The 19,565-nt window shown below is 69.4% G+C and carries 23 protein-coding genes and 1 tRNA gene; 22 read left to right on the forward strand and 2 right to left on the reverse strand.

Annotated elements, in window-relative coordinates:
* Window positions 1-16: 16 nt before the first annotated feature.
* The 10 genes from rpiB to ACFHNC_RS03470 all read left to right on the forward strand — a co-directional run bounded on the left by rpiB (window position 17) and on the right by ACFHNC_RS03470 (window position 8,438).
* Window positions 17-478 (forward strand): ribose 5-phosphate isomerase B, encoded by a 462-nt coding sequence (rpiB, locus tag ACFHNC_RS03425; RefSeq protein ID WP_437167971.1) that lies wholly within the window; start codon window positions 17-19, stop codon window positions 476-478.
* Window positions 475-1,776, forward strand: a complete 1,302-nt coding sequence (gene glyA, locus ACFHNC_RS03430) for a serine hydroxymethyltransferase (protein ID WP_437167811.1) — start codon at window positions 475-477, stop codon at window positions 1,774-1,776. The genes rpiB and glyA overlap by 4 nt, the downstream gene beginning before the upstream one ends.
* Window positions 1,777-1,968: 192 nt before the next feature.
* Complete coding sequence (gene nrdR, locus ACFHNC_RS03435; protein ID WP_168052412.1) at window positions 1,969-2,421, forward strand: transcriptional regulator NrdR; 453 nt, start codon at window positions 1,969-1,971, stop codon at window positions 2,419-2,421.
* Window positions 2,422-2,423: 2 nt separating this feature from the next.
* A complete protein-coding gene (gene ribD / locus ACFHNC_RS03440; RefSeq protein ID WP_437167812.1) occupies window positions 2,424-3,524 on the forward strand; it encodes a bifunctional diaminohydroxyphosphoribosylaminopyrimidine deaminase/5-amino-6-(5-phosphoribosylamino)uracil reductase RibD in 1,101 nt (366 codons plus the stop codon).
* Window positions 3,525-4,142: a riboflavin synthase gene (locus ACFHNC_RS03445; protein ID WP_437167813.1), complete on the forward strand. Its 618-nt coding sequence runs from the start codon at window positions 3,525-3,527 to the stop codon at window positions 4,140-4,142.
* Window positions 4,139-5,266: a 3,4-dihydroxy-2-butanone-4-phosphate synthase gene (ribB, locus tag ACFHNC_RS03450; protein ID WP_437167814.1), complete on the forward strand. Its 1,128-nt coding sequence runs from the start codon at window positions 4,139-4,141 to the stop codon at window positions 5,264-5,266. Before ACFHNC_RS03445 ends, ribB begins: the two co-directional genes overlap by 4 nt.
* The gene (ribH, locus tag ACFHNC_RS03455; protein ID WP_437167815.1) at window positions 5,263-5,760 is read left to right on the forward strand and encodes a 6,7-dimethyl-8-ribityllumazine synthase; all 498 of its coding nucleotides are present in this window, start codon (window positions 5,263-5,265) and stop codon (window positions 5,758-5,760) included. The genes ribB and ribH overlap by 4 nt, the downstream gene beginning before the upstream one ends.
* On the forward strand, window positions 5,757-6,296 hold the full coding sequence (gene nusB, locus ACFHNC_RS03460) for a transcription antitermination factor NusB (protein WP_437167816.1): 540 nt from the start codon (window positions 5,757-5,759) through the stop codon (window positions 6,294-6,296). The genes ribH and nusB overlap by 4 nt, the downstream gene beginning before the upstream one ends.
* Before the next feature lies 1 nt (window position 6,297).
* Entirely contained in the window at window positions 6,298-7,257 is a 960-nt protein-coding gene (gene thiL / locus ACFHNC_RS03465; protein ID WP_437167817.1) for a thiamine-phosphate kinase, read from the forward strand.
* A complete protein-coding gene (locus ACFHNC_RS03470; protein WP_437167818.1) occupies window positions 7,257-8,438 on the forward strand; it encodes an MFS transporter in 1,182 nt (393 codons plus the stop codon). Before thiL ends, ACFHNC_RS03470 begins: the two co-directional genes overlap by 1 nt.
* A gap of 45 nt (window positions 8,439-8,483) precedes the next feature.
* On the opposite strand, the gene ACFHNC_RS03475 is transcribed toward ACFHNC_RS03470, so the two are convergent.
* On the reverse strand, window positions 8,484-9,044 hold the full coding sequence (locus ACFHNC_RS03475) for an outer membrane protein assembly factor BamE (RefSeq protein WP_437167819.1): 561 nt from the start codon (window positions 9,042-9,044) through the stop codon (window positions 8,484-8,486).
* 121 nt (window positions 9,045-9,165) lie between these two features.
* Here ACFHNC_RS03475 and ACFHNC_RS03480 point away from each other — a divergent pair, with 121 nt between their 5' ends.
* The 8 genes from ACFHNC_RS03480 to ACFHNC_RS03515 all read left to right on the forward strand — a co-directional run bounded on the left by ACFHNC_RS03480 (window position 9,166) and on the right by ACFHNC_RS03515 (window position 13,650).
* Entirely contained in the window at window positions 9,166-9,699 is a 534-nt protein-coding gene (locus tag ACFHNC_RS03480; RefSeq protein ID WP_437167820.1) for a ubiquinol-cytochrome C chaperone family protein, read from the forward strand.
* Window positions 9,696-10,235: a YceD family protein gene (locus tag ACFHNC_RS03485; protein WP_437167821.1), complete on the forward strand. Its 540-nt coding sequence runs from the start codon at window positions 9,696-9,698 to the stop codon at window positions 10,233-10,235. The genes ACFHNC_RS03480 and ACFHNC_RS03485 overlap by 4 nt, the downstream gene beginning before the upstream one ends.
* A 103-nt stretch (window positions 10,236-10,338) precedes the next feature.
* On the forward strand, window positions 10,339-10,539 hold the full coding sequence (rpmF, locus tag ACFHNC_RS03490) for a 50S ribosomal protein L32 (RefSeq protein WP_304814600.1): 201 nt from the start codon (window positions 10,339-10,341) through the stop codon (window positions 10,537-10,539).
* A gap of 25 nt (window positions 10,540-10,564) precedes the next feature.
* Window positions 10,565-11,653, forward strand: a complete 1,089-nt coding sequence (gene plsX / locus ACFHNC_RS03495) for a phosphate acyltransferase PlsX (protein ID WP_437167822.1) — start codon at window positions 10,565-10,567, stop codon at window positions 11,651-11,653.
* A gap of 13 nt (window positions 11,654-11,666) precedes the next feature.
* Window positions 11,667-12,632, forward strand: coding sequence for a beta-ketoacyl-ACP synthase III (locus ACFHNC_RS03500; protein ID WP_437167823.1), 966 nt, complete (start codon window positions 11,667-11,669; stop codon window positions 12,630-12,632).
* 137 nt (window positions 12,633-12,769) lie between these two features.
* Entirely contained in the window at window positions 12,770-13,090 is a 321-nt protein-coding gene (locus ACFHNC_RS03505; protein WP_437167824.1) for an integration host factor subunit alpha, read from the forward strand.
* Window positions 13,087-13,506 carry a MerR family transcriptional regulator gene (locus ACFHNC_RS03510; protein ID WP_437167825.1) on the forward strand — a complete coding sequence of 140 codons (420 nt, stop codon included), beginning with the start codon at window positions 13,087-13,089 and terminating at the stop codon, window positions 13,504-13,506. Before ACFHNC_RS03505 ends, ACFHNC_RS03510 begins: the two co-directional genes overlap by 4 nt.
* Before the next feature lie 67 nt (window positions 13,507-13,573).
* Window positions 13,574-13,650: transfer RNA gene (locus ACFHNC_RS03515), tRNA-Pro, on the forward strand.
* Window positions 13,651-13,668: 18 nt separating this feature from the next.
* Here the strand turns inward: ACFHNC_RS03515 and ACFHNC_RS03520 are convergent.
* Window positions 13,669-14,832, reverse strand: a complete 1,164-nt coding sequence (locus tag ACFHNC_RS03520) for a multidrug effflux MFS transporter (RefSeq protein ID WP_437167826.1) — start codon at window positions 14,830-14,832, stop codon at window positions 13,669-13,671.
* A gap of 177 nt (window positions 14,833-15,009) precedes the next feature.
* Here ACFHNC_RS03520 and ACFHNC_RS03525 point away from each other — a divergent pair, with 177 nt between their 5' ends.
* The 4 genes from ACFHNC_RS03525 (at window position 15,010) to ACFHNC_RS03540 (ending at window position 19,565) form a co-directional block, all read left to right on the forward strand.
* Window positions 15,010-15,786 carry a cyclase family protein gene (locus ACFHNC_RS03525; protein ID WP_437167827.1) on the forward strand — a complete coding sequence of 259 codons (777 nt, stop codon included), beginning with the start codon at window positions 15,010-15,012 and terminating at the stop codon, window positions 15,784-15,786.
* Between the two features lie 104 nt (window positions 15,787-15,890).
* A complete protein-coding gene (locus tag ACFHNC_RS03530) occupies window positions 15,891-16,715 on the forward strand; it encodes an FAD binding domain-containing protein (RefSeq protein ID WP_437167828.1) in 825 nt (274 codons plus the stop codon).
* 7 nt (window positions 16,716-16,722) lie between these two features.
* Window positions 16,723-17,193 carry a (2Fe-2S)-binding protein gene (locus ACFHNC_RS03535; RefSeq protein WP_437167829.1) on the forward strand — a complete coding sequence of 157 codons (471 nt, stop codon included), beginning with the start codon at window positions 16,723-16,725 and terminating at the stop codon, window positions 17,191-17,193.
* Window positions 17,190-19,565, forward strand: coding sequence for a xanthine dehydrogenase family protein molybdopterin-binding subunit (locus ACFHNC_RS03540; protein ID WP_437167830.1), 2,376 nt, complete (start codon window positions 17,190-17,192; stop codon window positions 19,563-19,565). Before ACFHNC_RS03535 ends, ACFHNC_RS03540 begins: the two co-directional genes overlap by 4 nt.

The following is a 19,565-nucleotide window of genomic DNA, read 5'->3' on the forward strand; positions in this document are numbered from 1 at the left end:
TGGTAACAGCCTCGGCATGACGCCCCAAAGCACCCCCATCGCCCTCGGCTCCGACCATGCCGGCATCGGTTTGAAGGCGACGCTGCGCGCGGCGCTGGAGGCAGCCGGCCATCCGGTGCTGGATCTCGGCACGCATGGTCCGGAAAGCGTGGACTACCCGGATTTCGCCCATGCCGTCTGCGGTGCGGTGCTGGAAGGCAAGGCGCGCTTCGGCGTGCTGGTCTGCGGCACCGGCATCGGCATTTCCATCGCCGCCAACCGGCATGAGGGCATCCGCTGCGCCCTGATCCATGACGCGACCGGCGCGCGACTGACCCGGCAGCACAATGATGCCAATGTCCTGGCCCTCGGCGCGCGCATGATCGGCGCGGAAGTGGCGCTGGATGCCCTGAACGTCTTCCTGACCACGCCATATGAGGGGGGCCGGCATGACCGCCGCGTCCTCAAGCTCAGCCCCGGATGGAGCCCGTCCCCATGAACGAGACCACGCCGGCGGTGACCCCCGCCCGTTTCTTCCAGGCCCCGGTGGCCGAGACGGACCCCGAGATCGCCGCCACGCTTCGCGATGAACTGATCCGCCAGCAGGACGGCATCGAGCTGATCGCCTCCGAGAACATCGTCTCCCGCGCGGTGCTTGAGACGCAGGGCTCGGTGCTGACCAACAAATACGCGGAAGGCTACCCCGGCCGCCGCTATTATGGCGGGTGCGAGGTGGTGGACATCGCCGAGAGCCTGGCGATCGAGCGCGCCAAGAAGCTGTTCGATTGCGGTTTCTCCAATGTGCAGCCGCATAGCGGCGCGCAGGCCAACCAGGCGGTGTTCTTCGCGCTGATGCAGCCAGGCGATACCTTCATGGGGCTCGACCTCGCCGCTGGCGGCCACCTGACCCATGGGGCGCCGGCCAACCAGTCCGGCAAGTGGTTCAAGGTCGCGCCCTATACGGTGCGGCGCGAGGACCAGATGATCGACATGGAGGAGGTCGCCCGCATCGCGCGGGAGACGAAGCCCAAGATCATCATCGGCGGCGGCTCCGCCTATGCCCGCACCTGGGACTTTCCGCGCTTCCGCGAGATTGCGGATGAAGTCGGCGCAATCTTCATGGTCGATATGGCGCATTTCGCGGGCCTGGTCGCCGGCGGCGCACACCCTTCGCCCTTCCCGCACGCCCATGTGGTGACCACCACCACCCACAAGACCCTGCGCGGCCCGCGCGGCGGTATGATCCTCACCAACGACGAAGCGCTGGCCAAGAAGTTCAACAGCGCCGTCTTCCCCGGCCTGCAGGGCGGCCCGCTGATGCATGTCATCGCCGCCAAGGCGGTGGCGTTCGGGGAGGCGCTGCGCCCGGAATTCCGCGCCTATGCGAAGCAGGTCGTGCTGAACGCCAAGGCGCTGGCGGCGGAGCTGAAGGGGCAGGGGCTGGATCTCGTCACCGATGGCACCGACAACCACCTGGTGCTGGTGGACCTTCGCCCGAAGAGGCTGACGGGCAAGGCGGCGGAGGGTGCGCTGAACCGTGCCCACCTGACCTGCAACAAGAACGGCATCCCCTTCGACCCGGAGAAGCCGATGGTCACCTCCGGCGTCCGCCTGGGCAGCCCGGCCGCCACCAGCCGCGGCTTTGGCGAGGCCGAGTTCAAGCTGGTCGGCCAGATGATCGGCGAAGTGCTGGACGGCCTGGCCCAGGCCAACAGCCCGGAGGCCAATGAGGCGGTCGAGACCGCGGTGAAGGCCCGCGTGCTCGACCTCTGCCGCCGCTTTCCGATCTACGGGTGAGCCACCCAATGGCGCACTTCCCTCCAGGCGACGTGTGCCGGAACAATGGCGCGACCTGCGGCCCGCGCACTTTCGCGGGCCGAGCGGCCGGATGGCCGCCGCGCCCAGACCAGCCGTTTGCCCCGGCGCCAGAGTGCACGGCGCGAAGGCAAGCGCGCGGAGCGCGCGCCCGCCGTTTGAAGGCATAGATATATGCGCTGTCCCTTCTGCGGGCATGAAGACACGCAGGTGAAGGACAGCCGTCCGGCGGAGGATGGCGCCTCCATCCGCCGCCGCCGGTCCTGCCCCGCCTGCGGCAACCGCTTCACCACCTTCGAACGGGTGCAGCTGCGCGAATTGGTGGTGATCAAGACCGATGGCCGCCGCGTGCCCTTCGATCGGGACAAGCTGGCGCGCTCCGTCCGCGTCGCGCTGCGCAAGCGGCCCTTCGACGAGGAACGCATCGAGCGCATCGTCAACGGCATCCAGCGCCGGCTGGAGGTGGAGGCCGATAGCGAGGTCCCCTCCCACCGGATTGGCGAGGTGGTGATGGAAACGCTGCGGGACGTGGATGAGGTGGCCTATGTCCGCTTCGCCAGCGTCTATCGCAATTTTCGGGAAGCCAAGGATTTCCGTGCCTTCCTGGGGAAGATCGAAGGCTCCTGACCGTGTCGGACGAAGCGCATATGCGGGCCGCGCTGTCCCTGGCAGCGCGAGGCCTCGGCAATACCTGGCCCAACCCGGCGGTCGGCTGCGTCATCCTGGCGGCGGACGGCCAGGTGGTCGGACGCGGCTGGACCCAGCCCGGCGGCCGCCCGCATGCGGAGACGGAGGCGCTGAAACGCGCTGGCGCCGCGGCCCGCGGCGGCACCGCCTATGTCACGCTGGAGCCCTGCTGCCACTGGGGCCGCACGCCCCCCTGCACCGATGCGATGATCGCCGCCGGCGTGGCCCGGGTGGTCGTGGCACTGCGCGACCCTGATCCGCGCGTGGATGGCGCGGGTTTCTCGCGGCTGCGCGCGGCCGGCATCACGGTGGAGGAGGGATTGCTGGCGGAAGACGCCGCAAGCCTGAATGCTGGCTTCATCAAGCGCCTGCGCTACGGCCTGCCGATGGTGACGCTGAAGCTGGCGACCACGCTGGATGGCCGCATTGCCACCGCCTCCAAGGAAAGCCGCTGGATCACCGGCCCTGAATCGCGCCGCGCCTCCCATGGCCTGCGGGCGCGGCATGACGCCATCCTGGTCGGCTCCGGCACCGTGCTGGATGACGACCCGGACCTCACCTGCCGGCTGCCCGGCGGCGTGCCCATTCCGGCGCCCCGCGTGGTCGCGGATGCGCGGCTGCGGATGCCCCTCGGTGCAAAGCTGGTCCGCACGGCGCGGGAGGTGCCGACCCTGGTCGCCACCATCCCCGGCCATTCCGAATCCGCCCTGGCGCCGCTGCGCGAGGCAGGTGTGGAAATCCTCGAACTGCCGCCGGGGCCGCAGGGCCTGTCCATGCACGGTATCCTGACGGCGCTCGCCACCCGCGGCATCACCCGCGTTCTGGCGGAGGGTGGCTCCGGCATCGCGGCGTCCCTGCTGCGGGAGGAGCTGGCCGACCGGCTCGCCTGGTTCCACGCGCCCAGGGTGATCGGCGGCGATGGCATACCGGCTTCCTATGAACTGCCATTGCTGGAACTGGCGCGCGCGCCCAAGTTCCGCCGCGTGGCGCACCGCACCATCGGCGCGGATGTCCTGACCGAATTCGAGCGCGAGGCTGGCTGAATGTTCACCGGGATCATCACCGCCCAGGGGGAGGTGACCGCCATCACGCCGATCGGGGAGGGCCAGGACATGCGCCTGACCGTCGCCGTGCCGCAGGGCTGGCTGGAGGGCGCGGTGCTCGGCGCCTCCATCGCCTGTTCCGGCTGCTGCCTGACGGCGGTGGAACTGGAGCCCAGCGCCTTCACCGTCGAAGCCTCGGCCGAAACACTGGCGAAAACCACGCTGGGCGGCTGGCAGGTGGGGCGCCGGATCAACCTGGAACGGCCCCTGCGGATGGGCGACGAACTGGGCGGCCATGTCGTCTCCGGCCATGTCGACGGGCTGGGCGAGGTTCTGGCCGCCACGCCGGAAAACGGCTCCACCCGCTGGCGCTTCCGCGTGCCGCCCGCCATCGCACCCTTCATCGCGTCGAAAGGCTCGGTCGCCATTGATGGTGTCTCCCTGACCGTCAACGAGGTGGCCTCCGACAAGGAGGGGGGCCACGAATTTGGCGTGAACATCATCCCCCACACGACGGAAGTGACCGGCTTTGCAAATCTGCGCCCCGGCCATTCCGTGAACATCGAGATCGACATGCTGGCCCGCTACGTCGCCCGCCTGCGGGAGTTCAACGCATGAGCACCGTCACCGCCCAGGTCACCAATTTCCACGACTTCCTCAGCCCCACCGAGGAGCTGCTGGAGGAAGCCCGCCGTGGCCGCATGTTCATCCTGGTGGATGACGAGGACCGGGAGAATGAGGGCGACCTGGTCATCCCCGCGCAATTCGCGACGCCGGATGCGATCAACTTCATGGCCAGGCACGCCCGCGGGCTGATCTGCCTGGCGCTGACGCGGCATCGGGTGGATCAGCTCGGCCTGCCGCTGATGGCGCAGTCCAACGGCACCCGCCACGCTACCGCCTTCACGGTGAGCATCGAGGCACGGGATGGCGTGACCACCGGCATCTCCGCCGCCGACCGGGCGCGGACCGTGGCCGTCGCGGTGAACCCGGAACTCGGCCGCGAGCACATCGTCACCCCCGGCCATGTCTTCCCGCTGGTGGCGCGGGAGGGCGGCACGCTGGTGCGCGCCGGGCATACCGAGGCGGCGGTGGATTTCGCGCGGCTGGCCGGGCTGAACCCCTCCGGCGTCATCTGCGAGATCATGAATGACGACGGCTCCATGGCCCGGATGCCGGACCTGGTGGCCTTCGCGCAGCATCATGGGTTGAAGCTCGGCACCATCGCCGACCTCATTGCGCATCGCCGGCGGACGGAACGCCTGGTGCGGCGGGTGGAGGAAGGCAGCGTGGAAGGCGTGGGCGGCACCTGGCGCGTGGTGGTCTATGCCTCCACGCTGGACCAGGGCGAGCATCTGGCGCTGGTGAAGGGCGACCTCTCCGGCCCCAGCCCGGTGCTGGTGCGGATGCATGCGACGTCGCTGCTGCGGGACATGGTGGGCGGCAAGGTGGAGGATGACCTGCACGCCGCCATGCGGACCATCGCGGAGGCCGGGCGCGGCGCGGTGGTGATGCTGCGTGACTGGCGGCTGGATGGGCTGTCCCAGCAGGTGCGTGCGGCGCGAGAGCGGCGCCTGACCTCGCCGGAAATCCGCGACTATGGCATTGGCGCGCAAATCCTGGCCGATCTGGGCTTGCGCGACATCATCCGCCTGTCCGACAACCCCCGCCCCGTCGTCGGCCTCGAAGGTTATGGCCTGACCGTGGTCGAGACGCGACCGATACCGAAGGACAGCAAGTGAGTACCAAGGACGCACCCGCCCGCACCACGCGGACACTGGCCGGCGAGCAGCCGCGCATCCTGGTGATCCAGGCGCCCTATTACGCCGATGTCGTGGGCGGCATGCTGGCCGGTGCGCGCGGCGTGCTGGAAGGCGTTGGCGCCAGCCTCGATGTGGTGGATGTGGCCGGGGCCTTCGAGATGCCGGCGGCACTCCGCATGGCGCTCGGTGCGACGGAGCGCTGGGACGGCTTCCTGATGCTAGGCTGCGTGGTGAAGGGCGAGACGGACCATTACGACTTCATCTGCGCCTCGGTCTGCCAGGGTGCGATGACGGTCGCCTCCGAATATGGTGCGCCGCTCGGCTTCGGCCTGCTGACGGTAGCCACGCTGGACCAGGCCATCGCCCGATCGCGGCCTGACCAGCACAACAAGGGCGCGGAGGCGGCGCATGCCGTGCTCGGCCAGGTCACGCTGGCGCGGCGCTGGCATTTCTCGCATTGGGCCCGGCGATGAGCAGCCAGAAGGGCCCACCGAAGGGCAAGCCCCCCGCATCTGGCGGCCGCCCGCGCACCGGCGCACGCGTCGCCGCGGTACAGGCGCTGTTCCAGAGCGAGCAGGCCGGCGAGAATCCCGAATCGGTGATCGCCGAATTCGTCCGCCACCGCCTCGGCCCCAACGCGGCCGAGGACAGCTACGGCGAGGGCCGCATCCCGGAGGTCGACGCCAAGCTGTTCGCCCGCATCGTCCGCACCGCCGCCGCCCAGATCGAGAGCCTGGACGAGACGATCGGCAAATCGCTGGCCAAGGATTGGCCGCTGGAGAAGCTGGACCCCGTCCTGCGCGCCCTGCTGCGCGCCGCGGCGGCGGAATTCGCCACGCCGAAGGACCCGCCCGCCCGCGTCGTCATCAACGAATACCTGGATATCGCCAACGGTTTCTTCCTGGGCGATGAGCCGCGCTTCGCCAATGGCGTGCTGGATGCACTGGCCCGCGCCTACCGCGCCGACGAGTTCGCCCCGGTTCCGTCCGCACCGGCGCCGCGCGGCTGAGATGACGCTGCCCGCCGAGTTCGGGCTGATCGCGCGCCATTTCGCGCCGCTGGCGGGCAAGGGCGCGCTTGGCCTGGGGGATGATGCGGCGCTGCTGGACCCGCCGCCGGGCCGCACCTTGGTGCTGGCGGCGGATGCCATGGTGGCGGGGGTGCATTTCCTGCCGGATGACCCGCCGGAGACGCTGGGCCGCAAGCTGCTGCGGGTGAACCTGTCCGACCTCGCGGCGATGGGCGCGGTGCCGCTGGCCTATCTGATGACCACCGCCTTTCCGCGCGGCGTGACGCAGGACTGGATCGCGGCCTTTGCCGGCGGGCTGGCGCTGGACCAGGCGGAATTCGGCATCGAGCTGCTGGGCGGCGACACGGTGGCTACCGACGGGCCAGCGACCTTCTCGCTGACCATCCTCGGCCATGTCGCGCCAGGGGCGGCGCTGCGGCGGGTGGGGGCACGGCCGGGCGATGAGGTCTGGGTATCCGGCAGCATCGGCGATGGCGCGCTCGGGCTGCTGGCGTTGACGGGGCGGTTGCCGGCGGACCCGCACCTGGCCTCCCGCTACCTGTTGCCGCAGCCGCGCGTGGCCCTCGGCCTGCGGCTGGCCGGGCTGGCGCGCGCGGCGATGGATGTCTCGGACGGGCTGGTGCAGGACCTCGGCCATCTGGCACGGGCGGCCGGCTGCGGCGCGGTGATCGAGGCGGAAGCGGTGCCGCTTTCCGGCCCGGCGCGGGCCGCGTTGGCCACTGACCCGGCGCTGCTGGCCCGCATCCTGACCGGCGGCGACGACTACGAGCTGATCTTCGCCGCCGGCCCGGCCGATTCGGCGCGGGTGCAGGCGGCCGCGGCCGAGGCAGGTGTCGCGGTGACGCGGATCGGGGTTTTTGAAGCCGGGCAGGGGGTGCGCGTGCGCGGCCCGGACGGGCATGATGTGACGCTGCCTACCAGCGGATGGAGCCATTTCTGATGCCTGCCGAAGAAGCCCGCATGAAGCGGGATGTGCGCATCCTGTTCTTCTGCCAGGCGCTGATGAATGCCTCCGTCGTCGGGCAGGTCACGATGGGCGGGCTGGTCGGCTACAGCCTGGCCGATGACAAGTCCTTGGCCACGCTGCCGCTGGCGTTGCAGATGGTCGCGACCATGGCGGCCTCGATCCCCGCCGGTATCATCTTCGCCCGCCTTGGCCGCCGCGCCGGCTTCCTGATGGGGGCGGCGGGGTCCTTCTGCGGTGCGCTGATCTTCGCGCTGGGTATCTGGAAGGGTGATTTCTGGATCTACGCGCTGGGTGGGCTGCCCGCCGGCATCGGCTTCGGCATTGCCCAGCACTACCGATTCGCCGCGGCCGAGGTCGCCTCCCCGGCCTATCGGCCTCGCGCCATCTCCCTGGTCATGGCCGGCGGCGTGCTGGCGGCGATCTTCGGGCCGGAACTGGTGAAGCACAGCCGGAACATGTTCGAGCCCTTCATCTTCCTCGGCACGTATCTGATCCTGGCGCTGCTGCCGATTGCCTGCGCCGTGCTGCTGACCAAGGTACGCCTGCCGCCGGCACCACCGCGGCCCAAGGTGGCCACGCCCATCATCGAAATCCTGCGCCGCCCGGCCTTCCTGGCCGCGGCCGGCACCGGGGCTATGGCCTATGGCACCATGAACCTGCTGATGACCTCGACTCCGCTGGAAATGATGGCCTGCGGCTTCGGCGTCGGCGCCAGCGCGACCGTGATCCAGGCCCATGCGGTGGCGATGTTCGCGCCGGGCTTCTTCACCGGCCGGCTGATCGCCCGTTGGGGCGCACGCACCATCATCGCGGTGGGAGCGGGGCTGAACGCGCTATGCGTCGCGGTGGCGGTGCAGGACGAGACCTTCTGGCACTTCACCGTGGCGCTGGTGCTGCTCGGGCTCGGCTGGAACTTCATGTTCACCGGCGCCACCACCCTGCTGGGAGAGGCGCATTCGACGGAGGAGCGGGTGCGGGCGCAGACCGCGAACGACTTCATCGTCTTCGGCACGGTGGCCTGTACCGCGCTCGGCTCCGGCGTCATTCACGCGACCGCGGGGTGGGAGGTGCTGAACCTGCTGCTGCTGCCGGCGCTGCTGTTCGCGCTGGTGCTGACGCTGTTTGTCCGCCCGGCCCGCGCCAGGGCTGCCTGAAAGCCGCAGGAACAGCCGCTTGCGGCCGTTCCTGCGCACGCCTTGTCAGCGGCTCGGCGCGCCGATGGCCTGGGCCTGGCCGCCGAGACCCGGCGCCAGGCGACCGATATTGCCGAACAACTGCTGCATGATCGTGCGGTCATTGCCCGGGGATGGGGTGATGCGGCTGACCACCCGGACATCACGCCCCTCCTCCGGCCCGATGCGGCGGATATCCTCCACCACGCCGGCCTGGGTGAAGCGGATGGCGACCACGCGCTGGTCCTCCACGGACAGGGTGCGGCCCGGACGCTGCCGGGTGACGCTGCTCATGTAGTACCAGACCGAATTGTCGAAGGTCCCGGTGTGGGAGGGAGATCCGATCAGCGTCTCCACATCGGCGCGGGAACTGACGCCGGGCGTGATCTGCGTCAGCGTCGCCTCATCCACGGCATGGCCGCGCATCTGGCGCGGGCTTTCGAACAGTCCCAGCCCTGGAACGGAGGACAGGCCGGAGCATCCGGCCGTGCCCAGCAGGGCAACCATGGCCAGGGCAAGGCCCGGGCGGGCGCCGAGACGGGAAGTTTGACGGGCCGCCAAGGGCCGCAACATGTTGACCGCGTGCATGGGGCGCTCCATGTCCCGGCAATGCCACCCTCGCGGGTCGCGGTCAACGTCGCCCCTGGAACGTCGCCCTCGGGAAGATCAGACCCGCCCGATCGGTGGCCAATTGCCCGGATGGGAGTGGATGATGGGCCTGCTCGGCCTTTTTGGGCGAAAGCCGCATGAACGTGCGGGCTTCGATCTCTATGGCGCCGCCGTGGCGGCGGCGCGGCAGCCGCGATTCTTCGCCGAACTCGGCGTGCCGGACACGCTGGACGGGCGGTTCGACCTGGTCTCGCTGCATGTGGCGCTGCTGATCCGCCGGCTGCGGCGGGACCCGGATGCGGCGGGGCCGAAGCTCGCCCAGGCGGTGTTCGACGCCATGTTCGCCGATATGGACGTGAACCTGCGCGAGATGGGGGTCGGCGACCTGGTGGTGGGCAAGCGGGTGAAGCGCATGTGGGAGGCATTCCACGGCCGCGCCGCGGCCTACGAATCGGCCGTCGATGCCGGCGATGTCGCGGCGCTGGCGGAGGCGCTGGCCCGCAACATCTGGCGCGGCGATCAGCCGCCAGCTGGCGCCGCCGCGCAACTGGCCGCCCATGCCCTGGCGGTGGCCGGGCAATTGGCGCCGCAGCCGATGACGGCGCTGAAGCGCGGCAAGGCGGTGTTCACATGACATCGGAGCAACCCTACGAATTCTCCCGCCGTCACCGACTCGGCAGTGCCGAGTCCCGCAGCCTGGAGCTGCGCGCGCGGCCTGAGGAATGCGCGGCACTCGCCGCCCGCTTCCGCATTCCCGGCGTGGCGCGGCTGGAGGCCTTCCTGACCCTTACCCCCGAGACCGGCGGCACCACGCGGCTGCGCGGCCGGCTCGTGGCGGATGTGGTGCAGGAATGCGTGGTCTCGCTGGGTCCCGTGCCGCAAACCGTCGATACGGCATTGGATCTGCGCATCCTGCCCCCCGGCACGCCCGCCACCGATGACGACCCCGACAGCCCGGATGAGATCGAGACATTTGGCGATGCGGTCGATCTGGGGGAGGTGGTGGCGGAGCAGCTTGCGCTGGCGCTGGACCCCTATCCGCGCGCCCCGGATGCCGCGATCCCGCCGGAGCTTGAGGGTGATGCGCTTGAGCCTGGCGCCGATATGGACGATACGGCCCCGGAGCGCCCGAATCCCTTTGCCGCCCTGTCCCGCCTCAAGCGGAACTGAACGGCGCAGGAACTCCGGGGCCGCTTGCTTCCCCGTGCCGCGCGGTGCTAATGCCCGCGGCTCCGCTGATATTGCAGCTTGTTGACGAGAAAGGCTCGGCACCATGGCCGTCCCGAAGAGAAAAGTATCGCCGTCCCGCGCCGGCATGCGGCGGAGCCACCAGGCTCTGACGGCTGCCGCGCATATGGAGTGCACGAACTGTGGCGAACTGAAGCGCCCGCACCACATCTGCTCGCATTGCGGCCATTACGATGGTCGTGAAGTGATGGCGGCCGACAAGGCCAAGGGTGTCGTCCGCGTCTGATCCGCATGAAAGGGCAACCGCCCATGTGGCGAAGGCTCTGAAGGTGGCGGGGAAGATCCTGGCGGGTCGTGGCCCGGCGGAGTTCGCTCTGGCGATCGATGCCATGGGCGGCGACCACGCACCGGACTCCATCCTGGACGGGTTGGAACTGGCCGCGGAACGTCATCCGCAGGCGCGTTTCCTGCTCGTTGGCGATGAGGCTCGGGTCGGCGCTTTGCTGGCGCGGCGGCCGCGCGCGGCCAAGGCCTGCAGCCTGCGTCATGCGCCGGAAGCCATTCCGGGCGACATGAAGCCGACCGCGGCGTTGCGCGTGCGTGGGTCCTCCATGCGCGTCGCCATCGATGCGGTGGCGCAGGGAGAAGCCTCGGGTGTCGTCTCCGCCGGCAATACCGGTGCGCTGATGGCCCTGGCGAAGATCGTGGTGAAGACGCTGCCCGAGATCGATCGGCCGGCGCTAGCGGCCATCGGGCCATCGGCGCGGGGCGACGTGGTCATGCTCGACCTCGGCGCGAATTTGCAGTGCGATTCACGCAATCTGGTCGAGTTCGCGATCATGGGCGATGCCTTCGCGCGCGCCGTGCTCGGGCTCACGAATCCAACGCTGGGCCTGCTCAATGTCGGCTCCGAGGAGCTGAAGGGCGATGAGCGGGTGCGCGTCGCGGCGGAGACGCTGCGCGACAGCCATCTCGGCACCAATTTCCGCGGCTTCGTCGAGGGCCATGACATCGCCGCCGGTACGGTGGATGTGATCGTCACCGATGGCTTCACCGGAAATGTCGCGCTGAAGACCGGGGAGGGGGCGCTGAAGCTGATGCGCGACCTGCTGCGCCAGGTCTTCACCAGCTCCATGCCCGCACGCATGGGCTATCTGCTGGCCCGCCCGGCGCTGGACCGGCTGCGCGAATGGATGGACCCGCGGCGCTACAATGGCGCCGTGCTGATCGGGCTGAATGGCGTGGTGGTGAAAAGCCATGGCGGCACGGATGCCGTAGGCTTCGCCCATGCGGTGGATGTGGCGATGGACATGGTAACGCACCGCTTCAACGACCGGATCCGGGAAGGCCTGGCGCTGCTGCCCAGCCCCGCCCAACGGCTTGCCGCCACGCCGCGCTGATACGATGGGCAGCATGATTCGCGGCGTCATCGCCGGCACCGGCGGCTATCTTCCGGCGCGCTCCGTCAGCAATGACGAACTGGCGGCGGAAAAGAACCTCGACACCACCAATGACTGGATCGTGGAGCGCACCGGCATCCGCCGGCGGCATTTTGCCGCGATCGGCGAGACCGCTTCCTCCATGGGCATGGAAGCCTGCCGGGCCGCGCTGGCCCAGGCTGGCGCCTCCGCGGCGGATGTCGATGCGGTCATCGTGGCGACGGCGACGCCCGACAGCGCCTTCCCCTCCACCGCAACGCGCATCCAGGGCGGCCTCGGCGTCACCCGCGGCTTCGCCTTCGATCTGTCCGCCGCCTGCACCGGCTTCATCTACGCGCTGTCCGTCGCCGATGCGATGATCCGCACCGGCCATGCGCGTGGCGTGCTGGTGGTCGGCACCGAAATTTATTCCCGCATCCTGGACTGGTCCGACCGCGGCACCTGCGTGCTCTTTGGCGATGGCGCCGGCGCGGTGTTCCTGCGGGCGGAGGAAGGCACGGCGCGCGGCCTGCTCTCCACCCATCTGCATTCCGATGGCCGTTTCGGCGACATCCTCCAGGTCGATGGTGGCGCCGGCTCCACCGGATGCGCTGGCGTGGTGCGGATGGCGGGGCGGGAGGTGTTCAAGCACGCCGTCACCAAACTGGCCTCCGCGGTGGATGAGGCGCTGGCGGCCAATGGTCTCGGCCATGACGACATCGCCTGGCTGGTGCCGCACCAGGCCAATATTCGCATCATCGAGGCGATGGGCCGCAAGCTACATATGGGCCTCGATCGCGTGGTGGTCACGGTGGACCGCCACGCCAACACCTCCGCCGCATCCATCCCGCTGGCGCTGGCGGAAGCCACCCGCGACGGCCGCATCAAGCCGGGTGAGCTGGTGCTGATGGAGGCGATCGGCGGCGGGCTGACCTGGGGCGCTGCACTGGCGCGTTTCTGAGCGATTCCCGCGCCATGTGAGGCGCGGCGGCAACAGTGTTGCAACTTCCCGCAACACTACCCCAAACCTATGGTTGACGGCCATCGCGGAACCCGGCTTTCTTGCGACTTGAAGGGGTTGCAAGGACCTGCTCTGGCATGACCACGATCACGCGGGCCAATCTGGCGGAAGCGATCTACGCGCAGGTGGGACTCTCGCGCAACGAGAGTGCCGAGCTGCTGGAGACGGTGCTGGAACGCATGTCGGCGGCGCTGGAGGCGGGGGAGGCGGTGAAGATCTCCGCCTTCGGGTCCTTCGTCGTGCGCCAGAAGGGCCGGCGGGTCGGGCGGAACCCGAAGACCGGGGTGGAAGTGCCGATCCAACCCCGCAAAGTGCTGGCCTTCCGGCCCTCCCACGTCCTCAAGGCGCGGCTGAATCCGGGCCAGACCATCGCGCGCTCGGCCGATGACGACACATGAGTGACGAGGGCCAGGACGGCGACGATAGCCGCGGCCGTCCCCGCAAGGCACCCACTGCGTTCCGCACAATCAGTGAGGTAGCGGATGATCTTCAGATCCCGCAGCATGTTCTGCGGTTCTGGGAGACGAAATTCCCCCAGCTCAAGCCGCTGAAGCGCGGCGGCGGGCGGCGCTACTACCGGCCGGAAGACATCACGCTGCTGCGGCGCATCTCCGACCTTCTCTATACCCAGGGCTACACCATCAAGGGCGTGCAGCGCCTGCTGCGCGAAGGTGGGCTGGATGAGGCCGGGCAGGCGCCGGAATTGCCGCTCGGCGACCTCGATGAGGCGGAGGCTCCGGAGCCGGTGCGCGAGGCGCTGGACACCCTGGAACGCCTGGCGCACGAGCTTCGGGCACTGACCGCCCGGGGTTGATACGGGGGTTGAATTTGCGGCGCGGGGGTTGGCGCGGCCCGGCGCCCGGTGCTATTGCCGCCGCAGTCGGAGCGTAGCGCAGTCTGGTAGCGCATCAGTCTGGGGGACTGGGGGTCGTGGGTTCGAATCCCGCCGCTCCGACCACTCGGCGCCTCCCTGCACTTACCGCGCCGTCCGCAGTCGGTCTGCCAGCAACGCCGTGGCAACGCCGGCCAACATCAGCAGCGCCATCGGCACCGCATCCGTTCCCGTCAGCGCACCCACCAGCCAGGCGCCCAGCGCCGCCAGGCCGAACTGTAGCATGCCGAGCAGGGCGGAGGCGCTGCCCGCCCGCGTGCCGTGGCGCGCCAGCGCGCCCACCGCGGCATTCGGCAGCACCAGGCCGGTGCAGGCCAGCGCGACGCAGGCCGGCAGATACAGGCCGAGGAAGCCGCCCCAGCCGGTGCTGGCCGACAGCGTCATCACCAGCACCGCCAGCAGGGCCGCATGCAGCGCCACCCGCGGCACCAGCCCACCAAACCGCCCGAGCAGCCAGGGGTTGAGCTGCGTCAGCCCGATGAAGCCGATGGCGCTGACGGCGAACAGCAGGCCGAACTCCGAGGGCGCGATGCCGTATTGCGCGATATAGACCTCCGGTGCGCCGCCGATGAAGGCGAAGACCATGAACATGGCGGCACCCCCCATCACCGCATGGGTGATGAAGCCGCGCTCCCTGCCGATGCGGCCGAAATCGCCGAGGACCGTCATGGCCGAACGCCGTTGCCGGCGCTCCGGTGGCAGCGTCTCCGGCAGCAGGAAGCCCGCGAGCAGGCAGGACACCAGTCCGTAGCCGGCCGAGACCCAGAAAATGATGCGCCAGCCGCCGGCCTCCAGCAGCAGCCCGCCGATGGTTGGCGCCAGGATCGGCGCGGCACCCATCACCAGCATCAGCCGCGACATCAGCCGCGCCGCATCCAGCCCGGTGGCCAGGTCCCGCACCATGGCGCGCGGGATCACGGCACTCGCCGCGCCGCCAAAGGCCGCGAGGCAGCGCCATGCCGACAGGGTGGCGATATCCGAAGCCAGCGCGCAGCCGATGGAGGCCACCGTATAGATGGCGGTGCCCACGATCAGCGGCCGGCGCCGGCCGAGCCGGTCCGCCAGCGTGCCCTGCACCAACTGCCCGACCGCCAGGCCCAGGAACCAGGCGGACAGCGTCGCCTCCACGCCGCCCCAACCGGAGCCCAGCTCGGCCTCGATCGCCGGGAAGGCCGGCAGGTACATGTCGGTGGAAAGCGGCCCGACGGCGGTGAGGAAGCCGAGCAGCAGGGGAAGCCAGCGGGGCATGGGGAACCTTGCGGGGAGGCGTGCGCCGGGCTGCGCTGCGATGGCGAGGACCATGCAGGAGGGTGGCAGCCTGCGCCAACGCCGAAAGCCGGACCCGGGTATACGCGAAGAGAGGGGGTTTCCCCTGTCGCGCGATCGCGCGCTAGGCTGCTTCCGGGCCTGGGGGAAACGCCGAGAATGCCGCGACGGATCATCGACCTGTCGATCTCGCTCGACAATGACGTGGTGCAGGACCCGCCTGGCTACGGCCCCGCCATCGAATACCGCACCCACAAGGACTCGGCCGGGGAGCTGGTGGCCTTCTTCCCCGGCATTACCCCGGACCAGCTTCCGGATGGGGAGGGCTGGGCGATGGAATGGGTGCGCCTATCCACCCATAACGGCACGCATCTCGACGCGCCCTGGCACTATGCCAGCACCATGGATGGCGGCGCGCCGGCGCTGACGATCGATGAGGTGCCGCTGGATTGGTGCATCGGCCCGGGCGTGCGGCTGGATTTCTCCGAATTCGCCGATGGCCATGTGGTGACGGCGGCGGAGGTGGAGGCGGCACTCGCCACCATCGGCCACACGCTGCAACCGGGGGACATCGTGCTGGCGCATACCTCCGCCGGGGCCTGTTATGGGCGGCCGGACTATGTCTCCCGCGGCTGCGGCTTCGGGCGGGAGGCGACATTGTGGCTGACGGCCCGCGGCGTGCGGGTGGTCGGCACCGATGGCTGGTCCTGGGACGCGCCCTTCATCCAAACCAAGGCCAAGGTGGCCGCCACCGGCGATGCCAGCCTGATCTGGGAAGGCCACAAGGCGGGGCGGGAGGCCGGCTACTGCCAGATCGAGAAGCTGACCAACCTGGATAAGCTGCCCGCCACCGGCTTCACCGTGAGCTGCCTGCCCGTGAAGATCACCCGCGCCTCCGGCGGCTGGTGCCGGGCGGTGGCGATCTTCGACGACTGAGCCTTCACAAGCCTGTGCTGGACAAAGCTCGCGCGCACGACAACTCTGGCGTCAACAAGCCGCGGCCCTGACCGCGGCGGACGTCCAGGGAGAGTATCGGAGCGGTGAAACCAGCCCCCTTCGCCTATGCGCGCGCGACCACCCTGGCGGAGGTGTTCGACGTTCTTGAGACCCATGGCGACGCCGTACGGCTGCTGGCCGGCGGGCAGAGCCTTGTCGCCGCGCTGAATCTGCGGCTCGCCAGCCCGGACTTGTTGCTCGATATCAACGGGGTCGCCGCGCTGCGCGGGGTGACCTACGCGGATGGCGTGCTGCGGATTGGCGCATTGACCCGGCATGCGGAGCTGGGCGCCGACCCGTTGGTGGCGCAGCACGCGCCGCTGCTGGCCCAGGCAGTGCCACATATCGCCCATGCCGCCATCCGCAATCGGGGAACCATCGGCGGGTCGCTGGCCCTGGCCGACCCGGCCTCGGAACTGCCGGCCTGCGTCCTGGCGCTGGAGGCGAATCTGGTGCTGGCGAGCCGCGCCGGCGAGCGCCGCGTGGCGGCGGATGCGTTCTTCCAAGGGCTGTACCAGACCGCGCTGCGCGGGGATGAGGTGCTGACGGCGGTCGAAATCCCCTCCCGCGCCGGGGCGGCCAGCACGCTGCAGGAATTGGCGCGACGGCATGGCGACTACGCCATTGTCGGGCTGGCGGCGCAAATGATGGGGCAGGGGGTGCGCCTCGCCTGGTTCGGCGTCGGCGCCACGCCGCTGCGGACGCCGCGTGCCGAGAGTGCCCTCGCCGCGGGCGATCTTGCCGCGGCGCAGGCGGCGCTGGCTGCGGAGCTTGACCCGCCGGAGGACCTGCACGGCCCACCGGCGCTGCGCCTGCATTGGGCGCGCGTGCTGCTTGGCCGCGCGGCCGCAGCGATGAAGGGGCATTGAGATGAAGATGGACCTGTCCCTGACGGTGAATGGCGAAGCCGTCTCCGCCCGCATCGAGCCGCGCATGCATCTGGTGGACTTTCTGCGCGACACACTCGATCTCACAGGCAGCCATGCCGGCTGCGAGCACGGCGTCTGCGGCGCGTGCTCGCTGATCGTGAATGGGGAGATGGTGCGCGGCTGCCTGATGCTGGCGGTGCAGGCCGAGGGCGCCGAGGTCTGGACCGTGGAAGGCCTCACCGAGTCCGGCGCCATCGCCGCCTTGCAGGACGCCTTCGTGGCCCGCAACGCGCTGCAATGCGGCTTCTGCACGCCGGGGATGCTGGTGGCCGCGGCGGCTTTGCTGAAGGCGAATCCGAACCCGACGCGGGAGGAAATCCGCGAGGGCATCAGCGGCAATTACTGCCGCTGCACCGGCTACCACGCCATCGTCGATGCCATCGAACAGGCCGCCAGTGTCACGGAGACTCGGGCATGAACGAGCTTTCCTCCGTCGATCGGCCCAACTCCTATATCGGCCGCTCCGTGCCGCGGCCCAATGCGAAGCGGCTGGTGGCCGGGCGCGGGCAGTATGTGGATGACCTTCGCCTGCCGCGCATGGTGCATGTCGCCTTCCTGCGCAGCCCGCACGCGCATGCGCGCATCCTGTCCATCGACAGCACGGCCGCGAAAGCCTCGCCCGGGGTTGTGCGGGTGGTGACGGGGGCGGAGATGGCCGCGGTCTGCACGCCCTGGGTCGGCGTGCTGCACCACCTCAAGGGCCTGAAATCCGCGCCGCAATACGCGCTCGCCCTGGATCGCGCCTGCTGGCAGGGGGAGCCTGTCGTGGCCGTGGTCGCGCGGTCTCGCGCGGAGGCGGAGGATGCGGTCGGGCTGATCGAGGTGGCGTGGCAGGAACTGCCCGCAACGGTGGATATGGAAACCGCCCTGGCCGCCGGCACGCCGGTGATCCACCCGGAGCTTGGCGATAATCTGGCCTTCCAGCGCGAGCATATGGGCGGCGAACCGGATGCGTGTTTCGCTGATTCTGACAGCATCGTAGTGCAGGCGATCTTCCACACCGGGCGGCATACCGGCGTCTGCCTGGAAGGTCGCGCGATCCTGGCCGATTGGAACGCTTCGGAGGGTCGCCTGACGGCGTACCACTCGAACCAGGCGCCGCACATGATGCAGACGGTGTTCGCCAAGCACCTGAACCTGCGCGAGGGCGATGTGCGCGTCATCTGCCGCGATGTCGGCGGCAGCTACGGCATCAAGGTGCATGTCTATCCGGACGAGATGGCGACGGCCGCCTTGTCTAAGATGCTCGGGCGGCCGGTGAAGTTTGCCGCCGACCGGATCGAGGGCATGGTCTCCGACATCCACGCCCGCGACCACCGCATCACGGCCCGCGCGGCGGTGACGAAGGATGGCGTGATCACTGCGATGGAGATCGACGACCTCACCGGCATCGGCCCCTATTCCGTCTATCCCCGCACCTCCGCGGTGGAGGGCAACCAGGTGGTGAACCTCTGTGGCGGCCCCTATGCGCTGCGCGGCTACAAGGCGCGCACCACGGTGGTCTTTCAGAACAAGACACCGACCTGCCAGTATCGCGCCGTGGGCCACCCGATCGCGACGACGGTGACGGAAGGGCTGGTGGACCTCGCCGCCGAGGCCATCGGCATGGACCCCGCCGAAATCCGCAGCCGCAACCTTCTGGCTGATGACATCTACCCTTTCCGTAATCTCGCCGGCCTGGCCTTCGAGGGGCTGTCGCATCACGCATGCCTGCAGAAACTGATGGCAATGATGGATTATGAGGGGCTGAAGGCGGAGCGTGACGCGCTGCGGGCCAAGGGCGTGTATCGCGGCATCGGGCTGGCCAGCTTCATCGAACTGACCAATCCATCCCCCTTCATGTACGGCATCGGCGGGGCGCGGATTTCCGCGATGGATGGCGCGACGGTGCGGCTGGACCCGGATGGCAGCGTCGCCATCGCCTCCGGCGTCACGGAACAGGGGCAGGGGACGGAGGCAATGCTGGCGCAGATCGTCGCTGGCGCGGTGGGTGTAGATATCGCGCGGGTTCGTGTGACGACCGGCGATACCGAGACCACGCCCTATGGCGGCGGTACCTGGGCCAGCCGCGGGGCGGGCATCGGCGGCGAGGCGGCGCTACAGGCCGGCAACGCGCTGCGCGAGCAGATTTTGGTGATCGCCGGCACCATGTTGCAGGCCGCGCCCGACAGCCTGGATGTGCGCGGCGGTACCGTGGTCGATCGCGCGACGGGTGCGGAACGGCTGCCCTTGGAAGAACTCGGCCGCATCGTCTATTTCCGCGGTGACACGCTGCCGAAGGATCTGCCGCGCGAATTGGTGGCAACGCGGCACTACACGCCGAAGGACTACCCCTTCGCCTTCACCAATGGCGCCCAGGCCAGCTACCTCGAAGTCGATATCGAGACCGGCTTCGTCAAGCTGCTGAAGCATTGGTGCGTCGAGGATTGCGGCACCGTGATCAACCCGATGTTGGTCGACGAGCAGATCAGGGGCGGCGTGGTGCAGGGCCTCGGCGGCGCGCTGCTCGAACACTGCGTCTATTCGCCCGAGGGCCAGCTGCTGACCGGCTCGCTCGCCGATTACCTGCTGCCGATGTCGGGCGAGATGCCGGATATCGCGGTGGCGCATGTCGAGACACCGACCAAGGAATCTGCCCTCGGCGCCAAGGGCGCGGGGGAGGCGGGGACCGCCGGCGCACCGGCCGCCGTGCAGAACGCCATCAACGATGCGCTGCGCCCCTTCGGCGCACGCGTCTTCGCCCAGCCTTTTACGCCGGCGCGAATCCTCACGGCGCTCGGCAAGATCTGA

Origin of the sequence: Falsiroseomonas sp. E2-1-a4, assembly GCF_051433165.1 — a bacterium.
Classification (GTDB): domain Bacteria; phylum Pseudomonadota; class Alphaproteobacteria; order Acetobacterales; family Acetobacteraceae; genus Falsiroseomonas.

What these genes read in the sequence shown, in the direction of transcription:
- nusB (WP_437167816.1), top strand. Translation starts at nt 5,757, where the DNA reads ATGAGCAGCCAGAAGGGCCCACCGAAGGGCAAGCCCCCCGCATCTGGC.
- ACFHNC_RS03540 (WP_437167830.1), top strand. Translation starts at nt 17,190, where the DNA reads ATGAACGAGCTTTCCTCCGTCGATCGGCCCAACTCCTATATCGGCCGC.
- ACFHNC_RS03475 (WP_437167819.1), bottom strand. Translation starts at nt 9,044, where the DNA reads ATGCACGCGGTCAACATGTTGCGGCCCTTGGCGGCCCGTCAAACTTCC.
- ACFHNC_RS03445 (WP_437167813.1), top strand. Translation starts at nt 3,525, where the DNA reads ATGTTCACCGGGATCATCACCGCCCAGGGGGAGGTGACCGCCATCACG.
- ACFHNC_RS03470 (WP_437167818.1), top strand. Translation starts at nt 7,257, where the DNA reads ATGCCTGCCGAAGAAGCCCGCATGAAGCGGGATGTGCGCATCCTGTTC.
- ACFHNC_RS03535 (WP_437167829.1), top strand. Translation starts at nt 16,723, where the DNA reads ATGGACCTGTCCCTGACGGTGAATGGCGAAGCCGTCTCCGCCCGCATC.
- ACFHNC_RS03525 (WP_437167827.1), top strand. Translation starts at nt 15,010, where the DNA reads ATGCCGCGACGGATCATCGACCTGTCGATCTCGCTCGACAATGACGTG.
- ACFHNC_RS03485 (WP_437167821.1), top strand. Translation starts at nt 9,696, where the DNA reads ATGACATCGGAGCAACCCTACGAATTCTCCCGCCGTCACCGACTCGGC.
- ACFHNC_RS03520 (WP_437167826.1), bottom strand. Translation starts at nt 14,832, where the DNA reads ATGCCCCGCTGGCTTCCCCTGCTGCTCGGCTTCCTCACCGCCGTCGGG.
- ACFHNC_RS03480 (WP_437167820.1), top strand. Translation starts at nt 9,166, where the DNA reads ATGATGGGCCTGCTCGGCCTTTTTGGGCGAAAGCCGCATGAACGTGCG.
- ACFHNC_RS03500 (WP_437167823.1), top strand. Translation starts at nt 11,667, where the DNA reads ATGATTCGCGGCGTCATCGCCGGCACCGGCGGCTATCTTCCGGCGCGC.
- thiL (WP_437167817.1), top strand. Translation starts at nt 6,298, where the DNA reads ATGACGCTGCCCGCCGAGTTCGGGCTGATCGCGCGCCATTTCGCGCCG.
- ACFHNC_RS03510 (WP_437167825.1), top strand. Translation starts at nt 13,087, where the DNA reads ATGAGTGACGAGGGCCAGGACGGCGACGATAGCCGCGGCCGTCCCCGC.
- ribB (WP_437167814.1), top strand. Translation starts at nt 4,139, where the DNA reads ATGAGCACCGTCACCGCCCAGGTCACCAATTTCCACGACTTCCTCAGC.
- rpiB (WP_437167971.1), top strand. Translation starts at nt 17, where the DNA reads ATGACGCCCCAAAGCACCCCCATCGCCCTCGGCTCCGACCATGCCGGC.
- rpmF (WP_304814600.1), top strand. Translation starts at nt 10,339, where the DNA reads ATGGCCGTCCCGAAGAGAAAAGTATCGCCGTCCCGCGCCGGCATGCGG.
- nrdR (WP_168052412.1), top strand. Translation starts at nt 1,969, where the DNA reads ATGCGCTGTCCCTTCTGCGGGCATGAAGACACGCAGGTGAAGGACAGC.
- glyA (WP_437167811.1), top strand. Translation starts at nt 475, where the DNA reads ATGAACGAGACCACGCCGGCGGTGACCCCCGCCCGTTTCTTCCAGGCC.
- ACFHNC_RS03505 (WP_437167824.1), top strand. Translation starts at nt 12,770, where the DNA reads ATGACCACGATCACGCGGGCCAATCTGGCGGAAGCGATCTACGCGCAG.